Origin of the sequence: Rhodococcus sp. NPDC057297, assembly GCF_042667435.1 — a bacterium.
GTDB lineage: Bacteria > Actinomycetota > Actinomycetes > Mycobacteriales > Mycobacteriaceae > Rhodococcoides.
Map to the genome: position 1 here is coordinate 237,752 of NZ_JBHUZE010000001.1, position 17,870 is coordinate 255,621.

The following is a 17,870-nucleotide window of genomic DNA, read 5'->3' on the forward strand; positions in this document are numbered from 1 at the left end:
CGACGACCTGACAACGCACGTCGTCCTGTCTCACACGCGGGGCGAGGACGGATTCGGAGCCGCGCCGACGGTGGTGCTGTGCGGCGGCCTGGCGAGCAATTGGTTCGACTGGGACGACTGCGTCCGAATTCTGTCCCCGTTCCATACCGTCGTGGTGTTCGATCGGCCGGGCTTCGGGCTGAGTGAACCGCTTCCCGACGACCGGGTCCCGACGGTTGCCGACGAGGCCGCCCGCATTCTCGCCGTCCTCGACACGCTGGAGCTGACGAGCCCAGCGGTGATCGTCGGGCACTCGATCGCCGGTTTCTACGCCGAGGCCTTCGCGAGGCTGTATCCGCAGCGAACCGCCGGTGTGCTGTTGCTGGACTCCAGTGCCGAACGCGACCCGTGGGTCGTCCTCCCGAAGCCCTGGCGAGTTGCCGGGGCCCACCTGCTCGCGGCGGTGGCGTCGGGCAGCGGTCTTCAATTCGTCCTGGGACCGACCGTCCGAAGGATTCTGAACCACGCCGTCCCACCCGACGGCATTCCGCTCGAGACGCTGGACTGGACCCGGCGGATCTACCGGAGGCGGTCGTACCTGAAAGCCGCCCTGATCGAGGACTTCGTCTACCCGGACATGGCTGCGGAGTTGAACGAGATCCGGCGTCGAACACGGTTCGAGACCGCGGCGATCGTCGCGGCCGCGCACACCGGCAGGCAAACGCCGTGGGGTCGCTGGTGGCTGCGCAAGCAGGCCAGGCTCGCGAGATATCTGGGTGCCGAGTTCGCAGTGGTGGACGACGCACATCATCACGCGATGATCGATCAGCCCGCCGATGTCTCCGCACTCATCGTGAGGTTGGTGTCACATCACAGGAGCATCGACACGTAACGTGTTCTGTCGAGCCCGTTGCCCAAGACCCGAGCCGAAGCCCGGCGATGGCACGGTAGCCACCGAGAGGAACTGAAGATGGGTGCGATCAGCACAACGCAAGGCCGGCAGACCAAGCTCCTCGGCTTGGGAGTCCACCGACCCGAGCGGGTGGTGACCAACGACGAGATCTGCGAGTTCATCGACTCGAGCGACGAGTGGATCCAGACTCGATCGGGCATCAAGAACCGCCGGTTCGCAGAGCCCGAGGAGAACGTCGTCCAGATGTCGATCTCCGCAGGTAAGAAGGCGCTCGAAGCCAGCGGCATCGCCGCCGAGCAGATCGACACCGTCATCGTCGCGACGTCGACGCACCTCGAGTTGACGCCTCAGGCTGCCGCGAAGGTCGCACACGGCCTCGGCACCAAGGGCCCCGCCGCGTTCGACATCTGCGCCGGATGCGCAGGCTTCTGCTATGCGCTCGCTGTCGCATCGGACCTGGTGAAGGCCGGAACGGCACAGTACGTCCTCGTCATCGGCGCCGAGCAGCTCAGCCTGACCACAGACCCGTACGACCGCACGACGCGCTTCATCTTCGCGGACGGCGCAGGCGCGGTAGTCGTCGGACAGAGCGACGAGACCGAGATCGGCCCCGTCGTCTGGGGTTCGGATGGATCGCAGTCCGACGCCATCGTCCAGACCATCGACTGGTACGACTACATCACCGGCGAAGACGTCGAACGTCCGTGGATCAAGATGAACGGCATCTCCGTCTTCCGTTGGGCCGCGTTCGAGATGGGCAAGGCAGCACAGAAGGTCCTCGACGTCGCCGGCATCAAGGCCGACGAACTGCACGCCTTCGTCCCGCACCAGGCCAACAGCCGCATCACCGAACTCCTCGCCAAAAGCCTGAACCTGAACGACGAGACCCCTGTCGCCAACGACATCGCCGAGACCGGCAACACGTCGGCCGCGTCGATCCCCCTGGCCATGGAGGAACTCCTCCGCACCGGCAAGGCCAAGGAAGGTGACACCGCGCTGCTGCTCGCATTCGGTGCAGGCCTCTCCTACGCCGGGCAGGTCGTCAAACTCCCCAAGCTGTAGCAGGCTCCACTGCCGCCCAACTGGGTCATTCCGCAGGCTCCACTCCCGCCCAACTGGGTCATTCCGCAGGCTCCACTCCCGCCCAACCGGGTCATTCCGCAGGCTCCACTCCCGCCCGAGGTTGTGGACGAGATTCTGCTGATTCTCGTCCACAACCTCGACCTCGTCGGCGGTTAGGCTGGGCGTCATGCCGAAGCCACCGTTGCCTGCAGATGCCATCGAACTTCTGAAGAAGCCCAATCCCGCTGTCATGGCGGTTGTTCGTGCCGACGGAACGCCCATCACGGCGCCGACGTGGTACCTCTGGGAGGACGACAAGATCGTTCTGAACTTCCAGGCGGACCGCAAGCGTCTCGAGCACATCCGGGCGAATCCGAAGGTGTCCCTTTCCGTGCTGGACGAGGCGAGCTGGTACACGCACGTCACCGTCCACGGCACCATCACGCTGCAGGACGATCCGGGCCGGGTCGACATCGACCGCATCGCCACTCATTACACCGGCAAGCCGTATCCGGTCCGGGACCAGGAGCGCGTCACCGGTCTTCTCGAGATCGACGCCTACGTCGGTTGGGGCAAGATCAGCTCCTGACGCCCGGTTGGATTGCCCGATTTGTCCGACAGTGCAACACTCGGGCATGACCTATCCGCAGGGCACCCCGTACGGGCACTATGCGGGGCCTGTGTCCGGCCCGCCCAGGACCAACTCCACCGCTGTCGCGGCGCTGATCTGCGGCCTGGTGGGGTTGTTCACCGGGCTCGTCGGTTTCGTCGCCATCGTTCTCGGCCATATCGCTCGGAGTCAGATCAAGCGGACGGGCGAGGACGGCGCCGGAATCGCGCTCGCCGGGTTGATCCTCGGTTACGTCAGTGTGGTGCTTCTGTTCGTCGTGATCGCCGTCTTCTTCTGGATCGCGGTCCTGTTCGTCAACGCGTGATGCGAGGCCGCCGCGATCAGGGCCAGTAGCGCGAGGCCCATGACGAACAGTGCCATCGCGGTCCACCCGAACTGCTGGTACACCACGCCGCCGAGCCACCCGACGACGGACGAGCCGCCGTAGTAGAAGAGGTTGTACAGCGACGTCGCCTGCGCACGCCCGACGGTCGCGCGTTGACCGGTCCAGCCCGACGCGATGGCGTGGGCCGCGAAGAACCCGATGGTCAGTATCACCAGGCCGACGAGGATGACGATCAGGTTGCTGCTGATCGTCAGGCCGATGCCCGCGATCATCAGCAGCGTGGACCCGGCGAGAACCCCGACCCGACCGTGACGGACCGCCAGCTGACCAGCGACACGTGAGGACACCGTGCCACTGAGGTACGCGAGGAAGATCAGGCTGATCAGCGACTGCGGCAGGCCGAACCCGGATCCTTCGAGGCGGAACCCGAGGAAGTTGTAGATCGCGACGAATCCGCCCATCAGTAGAAACGCCTGCGCGTACAGCACGAGCATCCCCGGTTCTTTCAGGTTGGCCCACAGGCGGGTGCCGAGCGACGGTCCGGCCGAGTCACCGGCCCGGAAGCGTCGGGGCGCCGGTGCGAGGACCAGGAACAACGTCGCGGCGACGGCGGCGAGGATCGACACCGTGAGGGTGCCGATGCGCCAGTTGGTCACCTCCGCGACCGGTCCGGCGACGATGCGGCCGAGCAGACCCCCGAGTGTCGTGCCCGAGACATAGGTGGCTGCGGCGAGTGCCGTGTGGTTGCGATGGACTTCCTCGCTCAAGTACGCGATCGCGATGGCGGGGAGTCCACCGAGCGCCGCACCCTCGAAGAAGCGGATCGACAGCAGCAGAGGCAGCGACGACGACAACGGCACCACCAGACCGAGGATCGTCGCGACGACGATCGAGATGCTCATCGCCTTGACCCGGCCGATTCGATCGGCCACGACGGACCACGGCAGTACCGAGACCGCGACTCCGACGGTCGCCAATCCGACGGCCAACGAGGACTGCGACGGGGTGACGTCGAGACCCGAGGCGATCAGAGGCAAGATTCCCTGGACCGAGTAGAGCTGAGCGAACGTGGCGATACCCGCGAACAACAGGGCCGCCACCAGGCGCTTGTACTCGCGCGATCCACGAGGGTGGCCTTCCCATTCCAGTCTCACGTCGGTCGTCGCAGTCATGACGACAACGTTAGGCCGGGAAACTATCACGGTCCAATGCATGATCGGGTTCGAATTCATGCATCAGCGTTATGATTTGCTCATGCGCGACGAGGCCCGTCACCTGCTTCCACTGATTCCGGCACTCCTCGCGGTCGCGGAGACCGAACACATGACCGAGGCGTCCGACCTCCTCGGCATGCCGCAACCGACCGTCAGCCGACAGATCGCCCGGGCGTCGAGCATCCTCGGGGTACGCCTCGTCGAACGAAGCGGACGCGGTATCGCGCTGACCACCGCGGGCCGAATCCTCGTCCCGTACCTTCAACGCGTCGCCGTGGACCTCGAAGCCGGCCTCGACGCCGCGGGCGAACACGACGCGAACGCCCGGGGCCGCATCGCCATCAGCTTCCAGAACACTCTCGGTGAGGACATCGTCCCCGCGCTGATCAAGCAATTTCGCGGTGACCATCCGGCGGTGACGTTCGACCTGGATCAAGGCGCTCGGGCCCGGTGCCTGGACCGCCTCGACGACGGCGTGGCCGATCTCGCGTTCGTCTCGCTCAGCGCCGAACACACCGAGGACAACTCGTTCCAGCTCTACGACGAGCGACTCGTTCTCGTCGTACCCGCCGACCACCGTCTGGCACGTGCGCGATCGGTCCACGTCCGGGACACCGCAGGCGACAGCTACATCGCGATGGGTCACGGCTACGGCATGCGGTCGATCTGCGAAGACCTGTGGGCCGACGCCGGGATAGCGCCGGACATCGAATTCGAAGGCAGAGACATCCACACCGTGCGGGGCCTGGTCGGGGCGGGCCTGGGCATCTCGATCCTGCCTCGATCCCGTGGCCTGGGTCCCGAGGTCGTCGAGGTGAAGATCTCCGATCCCGCGGCCAGACGACGGATCGGCATGGTGTGGTCCGGCAGGACGGCAGCCGGGCAGGTGCATGCTTTCCGGACGATGGTGATCCGCAGCGGTAGATCGCTCGTGGTTAGGTGATCGTGTGCAGCTGATCCTGATTCGACACGCGCTCCCCCTGCGATCCGACGAATCCGCCGATCCGCCCCTCGCCGAACTCGGCCGCGAGCAGGCCGGTCGCCTGCCCGATGCCCTGTCCCGCTTCCCCATCACCCGGACGGTCGCGAGCACTCAGCTCAGGGCAGTGCAGACCGGTACCCCGGTGGCGGCCGAACTGGGACTGGACCTGGGCACCGACGACAGAATCACCGAATACGACCGCGACTTCGGCGGCTACATCCCCATCGAAGATGCGCGCACCGAGCTCCGCGACGCGTTCGACCGCATCAAGGCGGGCCATCTGCCCGAGCAGGTCGACGAGGCCGCCTTCCGCGCCCGAGTCCTCGGCGGTATCGCGGCCGCGGTCGACGGAATCGAACACACCGACACCGTCGCCCTGTTCGCGCACGGCGGGGTCATCAACATTTTCCTCCAGGACATCCTCGGCACTCCGAAAGCTCTCGGTTTCCCCATCGACTACTGCTCCATCACCCGAGTGCTGTTCTCGCGCAACGGCACCAGATCCGTGTCGTCGGTCAACGAAACCCACCACGTCTGGGACCTGCTTCCACGCAACCGGTAGCGCGCTGGAATCCTCATAGACCTCTTAAACAGGCAGTTCAGAGACGGTTTCGACGCCGTTTCCGCTCGTCGGCTGGTCAGCCGGCCCGCGGAAGGCAGTTAGCCTCAGGATCACTATGGGTAAATTCAGTCTCGCTCGTCGGCCGTCCGTCGCACTTCTCGCCATCGCTTTTCCGCTGGTGGCTGCCGGTTCGTTCGCGCTCGGCGCCGGCGTCGACCTGACTGCGGACACCCAGCCGACCACGGTCGCGTCGACGGCCGAGGCCCCGACCGACACTCCCACCGGTGATCCGCTGGCCACCTCGCGGAAGAACCTGCAGGAAGCCGGACTGCCCGTGAGCTTCCTGTCTGCAGGCGTCAGCCAGCTCACCGACGGCGGCAACCAACTCAACGACGGGGTCGTGCAGCTCACCGACGGCATCACCCAGGCACACGACGGCACCGTCCAACTCGCCGACGGGTTCGTGGAGTACCGCGCAGGCATCGGCCAACTCGGTGACGGCGCGTCGCAGATCAGCGGAGGCGTCGACGAGGTCGTCGACACCCTCGCCGGATTCGGTGCCCAGCAGGCTCAGTTCACCGCGTCACTCGAAGCCGCTGCGCAGCAGGTCGACGCGTTCCCCCACCCCGGATCCGACGGCATCTCCGGCCAGATTCGCGGGGTCATCGACACTCTGAACACCCAGGGTTTCGGCCCCGACACTCTGGATCAGTTGCAGACACTCAAGGCGGGAGCGCGCCAGCTTTCTGGTGAGCTCAACGACCCGTCGAGCCAATTCCTCTCGGCCACAAGCCAAATCGGCGACGCCACAGTTCAGCTCCGGGACGGGCTGGGACAGCTCGACGACGGCGGTGGCCAACTGCGTGCCGGCACCGATCAACTCGTGACCGCGGTGGAACCGGTCTCCGGCATCGTCAGCGGCATCCAGACCAACGTCCAGGAAGCAACAGCCGGCCTCCCAACCGCCAAGCAGTTGAACAGCGGGGAATTGAACAGCGGGAACGCTGTCGCCACCGGCGATTCGACCGACGTGGCAGCAGCCTCCGGCACTTCCGGCTCCACGACCTCGGTCGCTCCGTACCTCATCGCCGCACTCGTCGCCGTCGGCGCGGTCGGTGCCGTCAGCCTCGTACGAGTCCTGAGCCGCGACTCCCGTCTGCGGTCGGTTGCCGCCGCCGTCGCAGTGGCAGCCGTGGGCGCGTGCGCAGCCCTCGCGTTCGCCTTCACCGCACCCGACGCCTCGATCGGTGCCCTGATCGGAGCAGGAGCGTTCCTCGTCGTCTCGGCAGGCGCCTACCTCGCAGCTGCGGGTGCCATCCAACGGGTACTGGGACCGGCCGTCGGGCAGGCGGTGAACGTGGTGCTGCTCGTCGTCCAGGTCGTCGTCTGCGGCGCCGCCTCGGCCAGTAGCGCGGCGATCTGGGGACACCTGTCGGCCTTCATGCCGATGGCGTACACCGCGGCGGGTGCTCGCGAGATCGGTTACTCGTCGATGACGTCGACCGGCTGGCTGGCGTTGGTGCTGACCGCCGCGCTGCTCGTCGTCTCCGGCGTCGTGTATCGGGCGTCGACGCGCACCGAGGGAAGAACTGCGGAGCTACCGAACCACGCGTAGCGGATGGATGGCGGGCGGGGCTGCCAAGTGCTCGCCGAATTCGCTCAGCGCCTTCTGTAGGTGCGGGGTCTTCATGTGCGCGTCCAGATCGTCCTCGGACCGCCACACCTCGATGGTCACGAACGTTCCCGGTTCGGCGGCGGATTCGAACAGTTCGTAGGACACGTTGCCGTCCTCGTGCAGTGACTCCGCCGCGAGTTCGGCCAAGCCTGCGCGGACGACGTCCACCGATTCGGGTTTCGCGGTGATCGTTGCGACGACCTTCAGATCACTGAGCACAATTCTCCCTTTCGCCAGTGGTGGGGTGTACGGCAACCACCGAGTCCGACGGTACCGTCATGAACGCATCCGCATCGGCTGAAACAGATCAAAGGGGAATCGTGAGCGACGTGCACGAGAAGGCGACGCGGAAGGACTGGCTGGGGCTCGCTGTCCTCGTCGTACCCATTCTGCTCGTCTCGATGGACATCTCGGTGCTCTACCTCGCGTTGCCCGCGGTGACCGCCGACCTGGAGCCGAGCAGCAACCAGACTCTCTGGATTCTGGACCTCTACGGGTTCTTCCTCGCCGGACTTCTCATCACGATGGGGTCGGTAGGTGACCGGATCGGCCGACGGCGACTGTTGATGGTCGGCGCCCTCGTGTTCGGTGCCGCCTCGGTACTGGCCGCGTTCTCCACCTCACCGGAAATGCTCCTGATCGCCCGCGCTCTTCTCGGTGTCGGCGGTGCCACCATCGCGCCGAGCACACTGTCCCTGATTCGCAACATGTTTCGCGACGCGGCGCAACGCAAGGAAGCAATCGGGTTGTGGACGGCCGGTTTCGCCGGCGGCGGGGCGATCGGGCCCGTCATCGGCGGTTTCCTGCTGGAGCACTTCTGGTGGGGATCGGTCTTCCTCGTCAACATCCCGGTGATGATCGTGATCCTGGTCGCGGCGCCCCTGCTGGTTCCCGAGTTCAAGGACCCCGAGCCAGGCAAGTTCGACCCCATCAGTGTCGCCCTGTCCATCGTCGCGATGCTCGGCATCGTCTACGCGATCAAACACGGTGCACAGGAAGGTTTCGACGTCGCCACCGTCTCCACCGCGGCAGGTGGGCTGGTGCTCGGCTTCCTGTTCGTCCTCCGGCAACGCAAGGCCAAGGACCCGCTGATCGACGTGACACTCTTCGGCGAACGCGCGTTCAGCGCAGCCGTCCTGGTGCAATTCCTGGTGATCTTCGCACTGACCGGCTTCAGCCTGTTCGCCTCGCAGTACCTCCAACTCCTCGTCGGCCTCGGCCCGCTGGCTGCCGGACTGTGGTTGCTGATCCCCGCTGCGGCAGCGGCAGTCGGTGCCGTCTTCTCCCCGACGCTGAGCAAGATCATCCCGACGGGCACCATCATCGCCGGTGGATTGGTGCTCATCGCCGTGGGTTCGCTGGCTCTCCACTTCGTCGGTTCGAACTCCGGCATCCCGCTGCTGATCACCGGAATGTCCCTGATCACCCTCGGTGTCGGTGCCGCGTCCACCCTCAACTCCGACATCGTCCTGACCGCCGCCGCACCCGAAAAGGCCGGTGCCGCATCGGCACTGTCCGAGACCGGAGCCGAGCTCGGAGGTGCCGTCGGAATCGCCATCCTCGGCACCATCGGATCCACCGTCTACCGCAACGGCGTCTCCGCCCAGGTACCTCCGGAAACACCCGCGGACATCGCCGGACCCGCCACCGAAACCGTCGGCGGCGGAATGGCAGTGGCCGAGCTACTGCCACCCCCACTGAACGACATGCTGCGCGAACTCGCCGCGCAGAGCTTCGTCGACGGCCTGAACCTGGCCGCCGTGTGGAGCGCAGGCCTCATGGCCGTCTCGGCCGTCGTGGTCTACGGCCTCCTCCGTCGCACCTGATTCATACAGGTGCAGGGGTGCGCTCGCGGTACGCCCGCCAGCCACCGAATTTCGTGATGTCCACACCCGCGCCGGCCGCCTCGTACGAGCAGCAGAATCCCGTGACCCACCGGCCGTCGGACAGTTCCACCGACGTCAGACCCATCGGAACCGGAAGACCGGCCAGGAACGTGCCCACACCCGCCGCGGACATCCGATACAACTCCCCGGCAATCGCAGCCCCGGCGCCGGAGGTATGCCGCACCAGACCGGGTTTCGGCGGCGTCGTCCCCAGATCGACCAGGCGATACGCGTCGGACGTCAGGACATCGCCGAGGAAGCGCGCCCCGCGATCGGTCAGCTGGTGGTGCACCGGAAAGCCCTTCAGATGCGCTCCCACGACGAGAACATCGATGCCGTCGGCGACGAGGACGGGTGCCGGGGCCGAGGTGAGCGCAGCAGCGAGGTCCACGGCTACCTGATCGTGGAAGCCCGGTACGACGACCATGACTCCGAACGGGTCGCCGGCACCGGTCGATTCTCCGGGAACCGCGACGGCCGCCATGTCCAGTAGGTTGCAGAAGTTGGTGAACGTCCCCATTCGCCTGTTGACGGCAAGCGGATCCGCTTGTACTGCAGCGATCGTCGGGTGCTCGGTAGTCGTCGGCAGCAAAAGCCCGTCGTACCCGTCCAGCAGGCCCACGGCGATGCGCTTGCCTGCGGCAATCGTCGACAGATCGTCGACGTACCGGTGCGCCGACGGCTCGGCGGCCCCGGAGACGATGCGCGCCACCGTGGCGTCCGCTGACGCAGGATTCGAGTCCAGGAACTCTCCCACCGCCGAATACCTCTGCGCAACAATCGCTCCGTCGTACAGCAACGTCGCGATGTCCAGAAGCGACGAGATGTCCACGGTGTCGTACTCGATCCCCCGTACCCGCAGGCCGGCCACCGTTCTGTCGAACGCATCGCGGTACTCGGGACTCAGTGCGGCGAGATCCTCGGCTCGGGGCACCGCCACCCTCGGGCTCGGCGACGCAGCCAGTCTCACGTCCGCCGGCCACGACCGGCTGCGTGGATCGGCGTCGTCGAACCCGGCCATGACGCGGGTGGCCAGGGTCGCCGTGTCGAGGTCGGTCGCCATCACCGTCACGCAGTCGTAGTCGACGCATGCCGGGACCACACCGGTCGTCGGAACGATCCCGAGAGTCGTCTTGATCCCGACGAGACCGTGGAACGACGCCGGTACGCGCCCCGAACCTGCAGTGTCCGTCCCGATTCCGATATCCGCGATTCCCAGCGCGACCGCGACGGCGGAGCCGGAACTGGAACCGCCCGACACTCGCTCGGGATCCCACGCGCATCGCACTGCCCCGTACGGGCTCCGCGTCCCGACGAGACCGGTGGCGAACTGGTCGAGATTGGTCTTGCCGAGCACCAGAGCACCTTGCTCGACGAGGCGGGCCACCGCCGTCGCGGACACCTCGGGCACGTACGAGAACTCGGGGCACGCAGCCGTCGTCGGCAGCCCGGCTACGTCGACGTTGTCCTTCACCGCGACGAGCATTCCCGCGAGGGGCAACGATGCGTCGACGAGGTCCGCATCGGCAAGAACGTCGGCCTCACTGCGCAGCGTGATCCACACCTCGGGACGATCGACCTCGGCAATTCGCTCGTACGCCTGACGAATCCTGTCATGCAGCTGCATCGGACCCCTCCTTCTTGCTGAACTCGCCCGCTGCCGACCATGCAGCACGCTCGGCATCGAACGCTGCCGCCTGAATCGTGCGGAACTGCTCGATCGACTCGTGTTCGGCGGCGAGGAACTTGTCGTGCTCGGCAAGGGAGAATTCACCGTCGGTGATCTCCACTCCCCCGTTACCCCGCCCGGCTGCCGTGTCCGCGCGCAGATCCATCAGTTCCTCGGGCTCGACCGGATACCAGGAAATCCGGTCGAAAAACCTGAGTAGCCAGGGGCTTTCGGGTTGGAACTGGCTCGAAGAGGCAGGAGCGGAGCCTGCGGAGTGACCCGGTTGGGCGAGTGAGGAGTCTGCGGAGTGGTGTGTTTCGCCAGAAAAGCGGTGGTTCCAGACTTGCGTGGTGCGGCCGACGAACTGGTAGCCACCGGGGCCTTCCATTCCGTAGATGCAGAGGTATGCCCCGCCGATTCCGACGGCGTTCTCGGGGGTCCAGGTACGTGCGGGATTGTATTTGGTGGTGACGAGCCTGTGCCGCGGATCGAGTGGGGTGGCGACGGGTGCCCCGAGGTAGACGTCACCCAGTCCGAGAACCATGTAGTCGGCTGCGAAGACGGTGTCGAACACGTCTGCGACGGAATCCAATCCGTTCATGCGCCGGATGAATTCGATGTTCCACGGGCACCACGGTGCGTCGGACCGGACGCCGTGCATGTAGCGGGCGATGGCTTCGCGGGTCGACGGGTCGTCCCAGGACAGAGGCATACGGACGGTGCGAGACGGAACGACGAGCTCCGATGCGGCGGGGAGGTCGGATTCGACCTCGTCGAGCAACCCCATCAGCGTCGTGATCGGCAGTACGTCCGGGTCGACCTTGACCTGCAGCGACCGGATTCCGGGTGTCAGATCCAGCAGTCCCTTCGGGGCGATCGCTTCGATACGCTGGTGCAGCGCATGTGCCCGTGCGCGCAGTGCGAGGTCCAGTTTCATGTCTCCGTACTCGACGAGCACGTTGTCGTCGCCGGAGCGCCGATACGTCACCGCGGTCTCACCGTCGCGGCGCGCGATGACGCCGTCGTCCCCGTCTCCGCCGGCGGAGAAGACGACCGGAAGCGATGCCCTGCGTTCGAGTCCCAGTGCGCCGAGTGCGGCCGCATGGGCGGCCTTCACCGGTACGAACCGGATGGTGTCCCCCGGCTTCAACTGCCCGAGCTTCCAGCGTTCGGCCGCAACGACGGTGACCGGGCAGACGAACCCACCGAGGCTCGGGCCGTCGGGTCCCAGGAGGATCGGCGTGTCACCGGTGAAATCGAGCGCTCCCACCGAGTACGCGTTGTCATGAATGTTCGACGGGTGGAGCCCGGCCTCACCGCCGTCCTCGCGCGCCCATTCCGGCTGCGGACCGATGAGGCGCACACCGGTGCGGTCGGAGTTGAAGTGGACCTCGTACCGCGTCGCGTACAGGGTGTCCATGTCCGCGCGGGTGAAGAACTCGGGCGCGCCGTGCGGCCCCTCGGTCACCGCGATGTCCCACGTCGTCGTCAGGACGGGACGATGTTCCATGGGAATGGATCGAATGCCGTCTCGACCGGCGCCCCCGGCGACCTCGAGGACATCTCCTTCGGCAAGGGTGCCGCCGCGGTGGCCACCGAATTTGCCGAGCGTGAACGTGGCCGCGCTGCCGAGATAGTCCTCGACTTCGATCCGTCCCTGCACCGTCACGTAGACGCGCAGGCCTGCGCCGGTGGTGGGTCCGACGTCCAGCACCGCACCGGCCGGGACCAGGACGGGCCGCCACTGAGGCACGTCGGTCCCGTCGATCCGCACACGAGCGTCCGCACCGGTGACACACACGTAGATATCGGCGTCGAACGTCAACGCAGGGCCGGCCATCGCGGACTCGAGGCCCGGGGCGCCCTCGGGATTCCCGAGGGCCACATTGCCCAGGCGGAACGACAGATCGTCCATCGGCCCCGACGGAGGAACCCCCACCTTCCAGTAGCCGACGCGTCCCGGCCAGTCCTGCACCGTCGTCAGCATGCCCGGCCGCACGACGGTCATCTTGGTGGTGCTCATGGCCTGCTCACCACCATACGAACCGACGTCGGGTCGAACCCGTTGCAGGGATTGTTGATCTGCGGGCAGTTCGAGACCAGAACGAGGGTGTCCACCTCGGCGCGCAAGGACAGCGACTTCCCGGGCGCCGACAAACCGTCGACGATGCCGAGTGTGCCGTCCGCGTCGACGGGCACGTTCATGAAGAAGTTGATGTTGGACACCATGTCTCGCTTGCCGAGTCCCCACTTGGCTCCCTCGATCAGGAAATTCTCCACGCACGCGTGCTGGTGCCGAGTGTGGTGGCCGTAGCGCAGGGTGTTCGACTCCTGCGAGCAGGCGCCGCCGACGGTGTCGTGGTTACCGACCTCGTCGGCGACGATCGTCATCAGCGGTGACGAATCATCGCTGCGCAGCACGGTTCCGGTGGTGAGGAACAGGTTGCGCTGGGCAGTGACCGTCGCTGCTGCCGAGTACCGGACGGCGTGATCGTCGGCGGCGTAGAGCAACGTGTCCACGGCCTGGTTGCCGTGCAGGTCGATCATCGTCAGGACATCGCCCGCCTTCACGATGGCCGACCACGGGCCACGAGCGTCGGCGACCTGGTCGAGGACTACCGATCCGAGTGTCGTTGTCATCATGCACCTTTCGGGTTCAGCGCGGTCCAGGCGCTCTCGGTGTTCCATACCGCGCGCTCGTACTCCGGTTCGGAGTTCGGGAGTGCGAGCAGCTCCTCCGACGCATCCCAGGCGGTCACGTCGAGTGCCGTCGTGCCGAACGAGTCCGCGGGATCGAGTGGGTGCGCGGTGTTCGCGAGCAGCACGACGACCGGCAGGTGGATCAACAGATCGACTTCGGTACCGGGACCGGCCGAGCCGGTGCTGGTGAGGGTTCCGTCGGCGTCGACACGCACTCCGTGGAAGAACGAGATCGACGGGGGGAGATCACGTGGCTCCAGGCCGTTCTTGGCGGCGCCGACGGTGAACATCTCGCGGCCCGCGGGCGACGCGGAATGCAGGGCCCCTGCCCCGTACTTCGCCGCATTCGTTGCTGCCGAGGTGGTTCCGCACAGCGCGTCGTGACGGCCCGAACTGTCCGCGACCACGGTGGCGAGGACTCTGCCCTGATCCGACAGCAGCGGATGCCCTGTCGTGATGTACGCCTGCCAGGGGACCTTGACCGTGTCGGCCGCATTGAGTCTCTCCCACGGCGCGTCGGCGCGGTAGAGCAGCAGATGGGCGCAGGCGGCGCCGTCGACGTCGCGCAACCTCAGCCGTGTCCCGCGGGCCAGGACCTTGGTGGAATACCGGCCGCCGGGAATCGTCTCGGCCCAGGTGAGCTCCACACCGTCGGGGCCGGTAGGGGCGTCGACCTCAGCGGCCTGCGAGCGAGCATGTTCCTTGGCGGCGTGGGTGGTTGCTGTGCTCATGTGTTCTACGCTCCGATCGTGACGGGTCGTGGGTGTGCTTTGGCGCGGGGGAAGCAGGCGATGCCCACCACCACGACGGCCAGCACGGTCAGTGGGGCGGCCCACTGCAGAATCGGGTATTCCCCAGTGGGATTGAAGATTTCGGCACGCGGCCAGGACAGGTTGATCACCATCAGTCCGCCGTACAGAACGGCTGCGATGTTCACGGGGATGCCGAGCCAGCCGAGGGTGAAGAGTTTCTTACCTTCGGCGTCCACCTGCACTCCACCGCGGGGCCAGCCTTTCAGGCGCTGGACCAGCAGTGGGACGGTGACCATCATGTAGGCGAGGTAGATCAGCACGATGCAGACACTGGTGAGGGTCGTGAACAGGGCGGCGTTGCCGACGTTGACCGCGAGTACTGCAACACAGGCCAATCCGATGAGAACTGAAGGGGCAATGGGTGTTCCGGTCTTCGAGTTCACCTTGGACAGAATGTCCGACGCGGGAAGCCGTCCGTCGCGGGCCATGGAGAACATCAGCCGTGATGCAGCGGTCTGGATGGCCAACGTGCAGATGAAGACTGCGATGGCGACATCGATCAAGAGGACCGTGCCCCACGGCGACGTCAGGATGGAGTCGATGACATAGGGAAGGCCGAGCGTCGCGAGATTGCCGTCGGTCAGCGACGGTGCCGCCATCAATGCGCCGACGATCATCAGCCCACCGCCGAGGGCCGACGCGGACAACGCCAGCCTGATCGTACGGGGTGCGACCCGACGCGGGTTGTGGGTTTCCTCGGCAAGCTCACCGGCAGAACCGAATCCGACCATCACGTAGGCAGCCATGAGTCCCGAGACGATCCACGCCCAGATGTAACCGGGTTCGGCTCCCGCGGCACCGGTGTCGAGGACGACCTGGGGTCCGCGCTGTGCGTGGGTGAAGAACACGAGTACCAGGGCGATGACGCCGACAATCTCGCACGTGACGCCGATCGAGTTGATGCGCGACATCCAGTTCACGCCGATCGAGTTGATGGTCGTCGTGAGGACAAGCAACACGGACCCGAGGATGACTGCGTTGGTGGCACCGCTGGGGGACGTCAGTGCCGGATCGTCGCCGACGATCTGGAATCCGCTCCACACGCTCGGCAGAACCACCTGCAAAGCGATGGCCGCGGCCGACGCCGTGACGATTTGCGCGATGATCATGAACCAGCCGGCGAACCAGCCGACGATCTCTCCGCCCATCCTGCGCGCCCACTGGTAGATGGCGCCTGAAATGGGATACCGGGCAGCAAGTTCCGCGAAGTTGAGCGCGACCATGAACTGACCGAGGAACACCAGCGGCCAGGTGAAGAAGAACGCGGGTCCGCCGAAACTGAAGCCGAGGGCGAACAACTGGAAGATCGTGGTGAGTATCGAGACGAACGAGAATCCGGCAGCGAACGATGCGAACTTGCCGAGCGAACGGTGCAGTTGCTGTTCGTATCCGAGCTCCGCGAGATCGGAGTGGTCACTGCGTAGTGGCGAGGACCCTTCGGGTGCGGGCAGAGTAGTCGAGCTCATGGATGTCTCCTCGAGAGAAAGAGTGACTGCGGGAAGGTGCATGACCGCCCGTCTGCGCTGCCGGTGCGGGCTTTTCTGTCAGTCGATAGTTTTCCGGCCCGAGGTGCCCCGCGAGTGACGGCGATGAAACAACTACGTTTCGCAGGTTTCTATCGAATGACAGAAACTTCACGGCCGCGTCGTCGATGCCAGGATGGACCCATGACCACCGCAGGCCGACCGAGGCTCAGTACCAAGAAGCGGCCAGGAGACACTGCTCTCGACGAAATACTCGACGCCGCGGCAGAGCTGTTCACCACCCGCGGCTTCACCAACACGTCCACGCGCATGATCGCCGACGCCGTCGGCATGCGTCAGGCATCGCTGTACCACCACTTCGCCAACAAGGACGAGTTGCTGAGCTTGTTGCTCAGCGGAACCGTCGACGGTCCACTGGCCGTCGCACAGCGCATCGCCGATTCCGACGCGGCCCCCGCGGTGAAGATGTACGCGCTCGCATTGTTCGACGCCGACCAGCTCTGCCGATCTCGCTGGAACCTCGGTGCGCTGTATCTACTCCCGGAGATCCGCGAGCCTCGCTTCGACACCTTCCGGGCACACCGGCACGCACTGATGGACCGGTACGCCTCGATTGCAGCGGATGTCCTCCGCGGAACGACAGCCGCACTGCCCGGCACCGAGGAGTTGCCGTTCCGGCTCGTCGAAACCGTCGTCAACGGCCGCGCCGACGCCGAGAGTGGCCGCGACGCGTCAGGCGAGGACTACGCCCGCGTCGTCGCGGAAGCAGCGGTCCGAGTACTGGGCTGGAGCGGCTCGGTAGACGAGCTGCACACCGAGGCGACGCCGCTACTGGCGCATGCGGCCGATCACGTACCCGACGCACCCACGAGATAGTTCGCCAGCCACGTCGTTGCGCTCACACCGCTCGAATCCACCGCGTACGACGCGTACTCCTGGTGGATCCCCGAGCGGTAGAACGCCTCGATCTCTCGGCGCCGCTGCTCGTTCGCCTGGTCCGACAGTTGCCCCTGCAGAACCGGAAGCCCGCCGGCCGACGCGATATCACCGAGCAGAATCTGCGCATCCTGCTGCGCTTTCGCCGCCACGTCCGGGCTCGGATCCGAGGACACCGCAAGGAAACCCGCGAGCCGCGCCACGTAGTCGTCCTTCGGCGTCGAGCAATACAGGTCGCCGACCGCGCAGAACGTACGGACGACCGGGCTGACGTATCCGAACCCGCCCACCCGAGGCCCACCGACACCGGTGCCGACCACCTCGGGCCCGACCAGCGCGTCGGCGTCGGACCGCTTGGGATCGGAGATCAACCCCACCGCGACGACCTTGTCCGCCGGAACCACGCCGAGGCCGGTACCGATCGACGCCGCGAGGTCTCCGGCAGCATCCGCCCCCTGGCTGTATCCGATGATGCCGAATCTCGTTGCGCCACAACGGTCTGCCATCGACTTCAGCATGCCGCCCGCGTTGGCGGTGGCGATTGCACGCGACTCGCCGTAGATGCCGCCCTCCCACGGAAACGCCGTCGCCGGATAGGACACGTACTCCGTGCGGATCTCGCTGCTCGCGATGCGGTCGGTGACGGCAGTCAGCATCCCCGGCCGCGGCGCGGCGCCCGAACTGGTCTCCCACGTGCCCGGAATCGCGACGACGTACATGCTGGGGCACGACGCCGGATCCGCCGCCGCCGTGGTGGCAGTGGCGGTGGACATCGCCGCCGACCCAGCAGCGACCGTCACTACGGATCCGATGGTGGCGACAAGCTTCTTCACGCGCATGGTGCGGCCTCACTGCGTCAGCGGACATTCGACTACTGGCTATGAGAATTCCAGTGCCTGATGTCGAATCGATGCCCAATCGGTAAACGCAGGTTACCTAAATTCGTGACGGTTCACATACGGGAACGAAAACGAGGTTTCAGCGCTCGAAACATGCATTTCGACCGTCCCCCAACGCATGAATGGCGCCACCGCAGCCGT

General features: G+C 66.0%; 17 protein-coding genes. 9 read left to right on the plus strand and 8 right to left on the minus strand.

What is annotated here, in order from left to right:
• The first annotated feature begins 7 nt into the window (after positions 1-7).
• The 4 genes from ACFULT_RS01125 to ACFULT_RS01140 all read left to right on the plus strand — a co-directional run bounded on the left by ACFULT_RS01125 (position 8) and on the right by ACFULT_RS01140 (position 2,889).
• Positions 8-871: an alpha/beta fold hydrolase gene (locus ACFULT_RS01125; RefSeq protein WP_176459976.1), complete on the plus strand. Its 864-nt coding sequence runs from the start codon at positions 8-10 to the stop codon at positions 869-871.
• A gap of 78 nt (positions 872-949) precedes the next feature.
• Positions 950-1,954: a beta-ketoacyl-ACP synthase III gene (locus ACFULT_RS01130; RefSeq protein WP_037104249.1), complete on the plus strand. Its 1,005-nt coding sequence runs from the start codon at positions 950-952 to the stop codon at positions 1,952-1,954.
• Between the two features lie 187 nt (positions 1,955-2,141).
• Entirely contained in the window at positions 2,142-2,543 is a 402-nt protein-coding gene (locus ACFULT_RS01135) for a PPOX class F420-dependent oxidoreductase (protein WP_094720164.1), read from the plus strand.
• 46 nt (positions 2,544-2,589) lie between these two features.
• The gene (locus ACFULT_RS01140; RefSeq protein WP_037104072.1) at positions 2,590-2,889 is read left to right on the plus strand and encodes a DUF4190 domain-containing protein; all 300 of its coding nucleotides are present in this window, start codon (positions 2,590-2,592) and stop codon (positions 2,887-2,889) included.
• Here the strand turns inward: ACFULT_RS01140 and ACFULT_RS01145 are convergent.
• Positions 2,814-4,082: an MFS transporter gene (locus ACFULT_RS01145; RefSeq protein ID WP_378480399.1), complete on the minus strand. Its 1,269-nt coding sequence runs from the start codon at positions 4,080-4,082 to the stop codon at positions 2,814-2,816. The two genes, ACFULT_RS01140 and ACFULT_RS01145, sit on opposite strands and share 76 nt — an antisense overlap.
• 82 nt (positions 4,083-4,164) lie before the next feature.
• Between ACFULT_RS01145 and ACFULT_RS01150 the strand changes: the two genes are divergently transcribed.
• The 3 genes from ACFULT_RS01150 to ACFULT_RS01160 all read left to right on the plus strand — a co-directional run bounded on the left by ACFULT_RS01150 (position 4,165) and on the right by ACFULT_RS01160 (position 7,283).
• On the plus strand, positions 4,165-5,067 hold the full coding sequence (locus ACFULT_RS01150; RefSeq protein WP_241483574.1) for a LysR family transcriptional regulator: 903 nt from the start codon (positions 4,165-4,167) through the stop codon (positions 5,065-5,067).
• A gap of 4 nt (positions 5,068-5,071) precedes the next feature.
• Positions 5,072-5,668: a histidine phosphatase family protein gene (locus tag ACFULT_RS01155; RefSeq protein WP_037104064.1), complete on the plus strand. Its 597-nt coding sequence runs from the start codon at positions 5,072-5,074 to the stop codon at positions 5,666-5,668.
• 115 nt (positions 5,669-5,783) lie between these two features.
• Complete coding sequence (locus ACFULT_RS01160) at positions 5,784-7,283, plus strand: phage infection protein (protein ID WP_378480400.1); 1,500 nt, start codon at positions 5,784-5,786, stop codon at positions 7,281-7,283.
• Here ACFULT_RS01160 and ACFULT_RS01165 read toward each other — a convergent pair.
• The gene (locus tag ACFULT_RS01165) at positions 7,266-7,562 is read right to left on the minus strand and encodes a putative quinol monooxygenase (protein ID WP_037104058.1); all 297 of its coding nucleotides are present in this window, start codon (positions 7,560-7,562) and stop codon (positions 7,266-7,268) included. The two genes, ACFULT_RS01160 and ACFULT_RS01165, sit on opposite strands and share 18 nt — an antisense overlap.
• A 101-nt stretch (positions 7,563-7,663) precedes the next feature.
• Here ACFULT_RS01165 and ACFULT_RS01170 point away from each other — a divergent pair, with 101 nt between their 5' ends.
• Positions 7,664-9,169, plus strand: a complete 1,506-nt coding sequence (locus ACFULT_RS01170; RefSeq protein ID WP_378480401.1) for an MFS transporter — start codon at positions 7,664-7,666, stop codon at positions 9,167-9,169.
• Position 9,170: 1 nt separating this feature from the next.
• Here the strand turns inward: ACFULT_RS01170 and atzF are convergent, their stop codons facing one another.
• From atzF to ACFULT_RS01195, 5 genes are read right to left on the minus strand one after another with little or no spacing between them, the layout of a single operon-like run.
• Positions 9,171-10,856, minus strand: a complete 1,686-nt coding sequence (gene atzF, locus ACFULT_RS01175; protein WP_378480402.1) for an allophanate hydrolase — start codon at positions 10,854-10,856, stop codon at positions 9,171-9,173.
• Positions 10,843-12,921, minus strand: a complete 2,079-nt coding sequence (locus ACFULT_RS01180; protein WP_378480403.1) for a 5-oxoprolinase/urea amidolyase family protein — start codon at positions 12,919-12,921, stop codon at positions 10,843-10,845. The genes atzF and ACFULT_RS01180 overlap by 14 nt, the downstream gene beginning before the upstream one ends.
• Entirely contained in the window at positions 12,918-13,538 is a 621-nt protein-coding gene (locus ACFULT_RS01185; RefSeq protein ID WP_170945202.1) for an urea amidolyase associated protein UAAP2, read from the minus strand. The genes ACFULT_RS01180 and ACFULT_RS01185 overlap by 4 nt, the downstream gene beginning before the upstream one ends.
• Entirely contained in the window at positions 13,538-14,329 is a 792-nt protein-coding gene (locus ACFULT_RS01190; protein ID WP_037104045.1) for an urea amidolyase associated protein UAAP1, read from the minus strand. Before ACFULT_RS01190 ends, ACFULT_RS01185 begins: the two co-directional genes overlap by 1 nt.
• 5 nt (positions 14,330-14,334) lie before the next feature.
• Positions 14,335-15,876, minus strand: coding sequence for an amino acid permease (locus ACFULT_RS01195; RefSeq protein ID WP_378480404.1), 1,542 nt, complete (start codon positions 15,874-15,876; stop codon positions 14,335-14,337).
• 201 nt (positions 15,877-16,077) lie between these two features.
• On the opposite strand from ACFULT_RS01195, the gene ACFULT_RS01200 reads away from it, so the two are divergent.
• Positions 16,078-16,770, plus strand: coding sequence for a helix-turn-helix domain-containing protein (locus ACFULT_RS01200; protein ID WP_378480405.1), 693 nt, complete (start codon positions 16,078-16,080; stop codon positions 16,768-16,770).
• Here ACFULT_RS01200 and ACFULT_RS01205 read toward each other — a convergent pair.
• Positions 16,743-17,669 carry a cutinase family protein gene (locus tag ACFULT_RS01205; protein WP_378480406.1) on the minus strand — a complete coding sequence of 309 codons (927 nt, stop codon included), beginning with the start codon at positions 17,667-17,669 and terminating at the stop codon, positions 16,743-16,745. The two genes, ACFULT_RS01200 and ACFULT_RS01205, sit on opposite strands and share 28 nt — an antisense overlap.
• Positions 17,670-17,870 lie beyond the last annotated feature (201 nt).

What these genes read in the sequence shown, in the direction of transcription:
- atzF (WP_378480402.1), bottom strand. Translation starts at nt 10,856, where the DNA reads ATGCAGCTGCATGACAGGATTCGTCAGGCGTACGAGCGAATTGCCGAG.
- ACFULT_RS01180 (WP_378480403.1), bottom strand. Translation starts at nt 12,921, where the DNA reads ATGAGCACCACCAAGATGACCGTCGTGCGGCCGGGCATGCTGACGACG.
- ACFULT_RS01135 (WP_094720164.1), top strand. Translation starts at nt 2,142, where the DNA reads ATGCCGAAGCCACCGTTGCCTGCAGATGCCATCGAACTTCTGAAGAAG.
- ACFULT_RS01195 (WP_378480404.1), bottom strand. Translation starts at nt 15,876, where the DNA reads ATGAGCTCGACTACTCTGCCCGCACCCGAAGGGTCCTCGCCACTACGC.
- ACFULT_RS01200 (WP_378480405.1), top strand. Translation starts at nt 16,078, where the DNA reads ATGACCACCGCAGGCCGACCGAGGCTCAGTACCAAGAAGCGGCCAGGA.
- ACFULT_RS01130 (WP_037104249.1), top strand. Translation starts at nt 950, where the DNA reads ATGGGTGCGATCAGCACAACGCAAGGCCGGCAGACCAAGCTCCTCGGC.
- ACFULT_RS01190 (WP_037104045.1), bottom strand. Translation starts at nt 14,329, where the DNA reads ATGAGCACAGCAACCACCCACGCCGCCAAGGAACATGCTCGCTCGCAG.
- ACFULT_RS01150 (WP_241483574.1), top strand. Translation starts at nt 4,165, where the DNA reads ATGCGCGACGAGGCCCGTCACCTGCTTCCACTGATTCCGGCACTCCTC.
- ACFULT_RS01140 (WP_037104072.1), top strand. Translation starts at nt 2,590, where the DNA reads ATGACCTATCCGCAGGGCACCCCGTACGGGCACTATGCGGGGCCTGTG.
- ACFULT_RS01145 (WP_378480399.1), bottom strand. Translation starts at nt 4,082, where the DNA reads ATGACTGCGACGACCGACGTGAGACTGGAATGGGAAGGCCACCCTCGT.
- ACFULT_RS01160 (WP_378480400.1), top strand. Translation starts at nt 5,784, where the DNA reads ATGGGTAAATTCAGTCTCGCTCGTCGGCCGTCCGTCGCACTTCTCGCC.
- ACFULT_RS01205 (WP_378480406.1), bottom strand. Translation starts at nt 17,669, where the DNA reads ATGCGCGTGAAGAAGCTTGTCGCCACCATCGGATCCGTAGTGACGGTC.
- ACFULT_RS01185 (WP_170945202.1), bottom strand. Translation starts at nt 13,538, where the DNA reads ATGACAACGACACTCGGATCGGTAGTCCTCGACCAGGTCGCCGACGCT.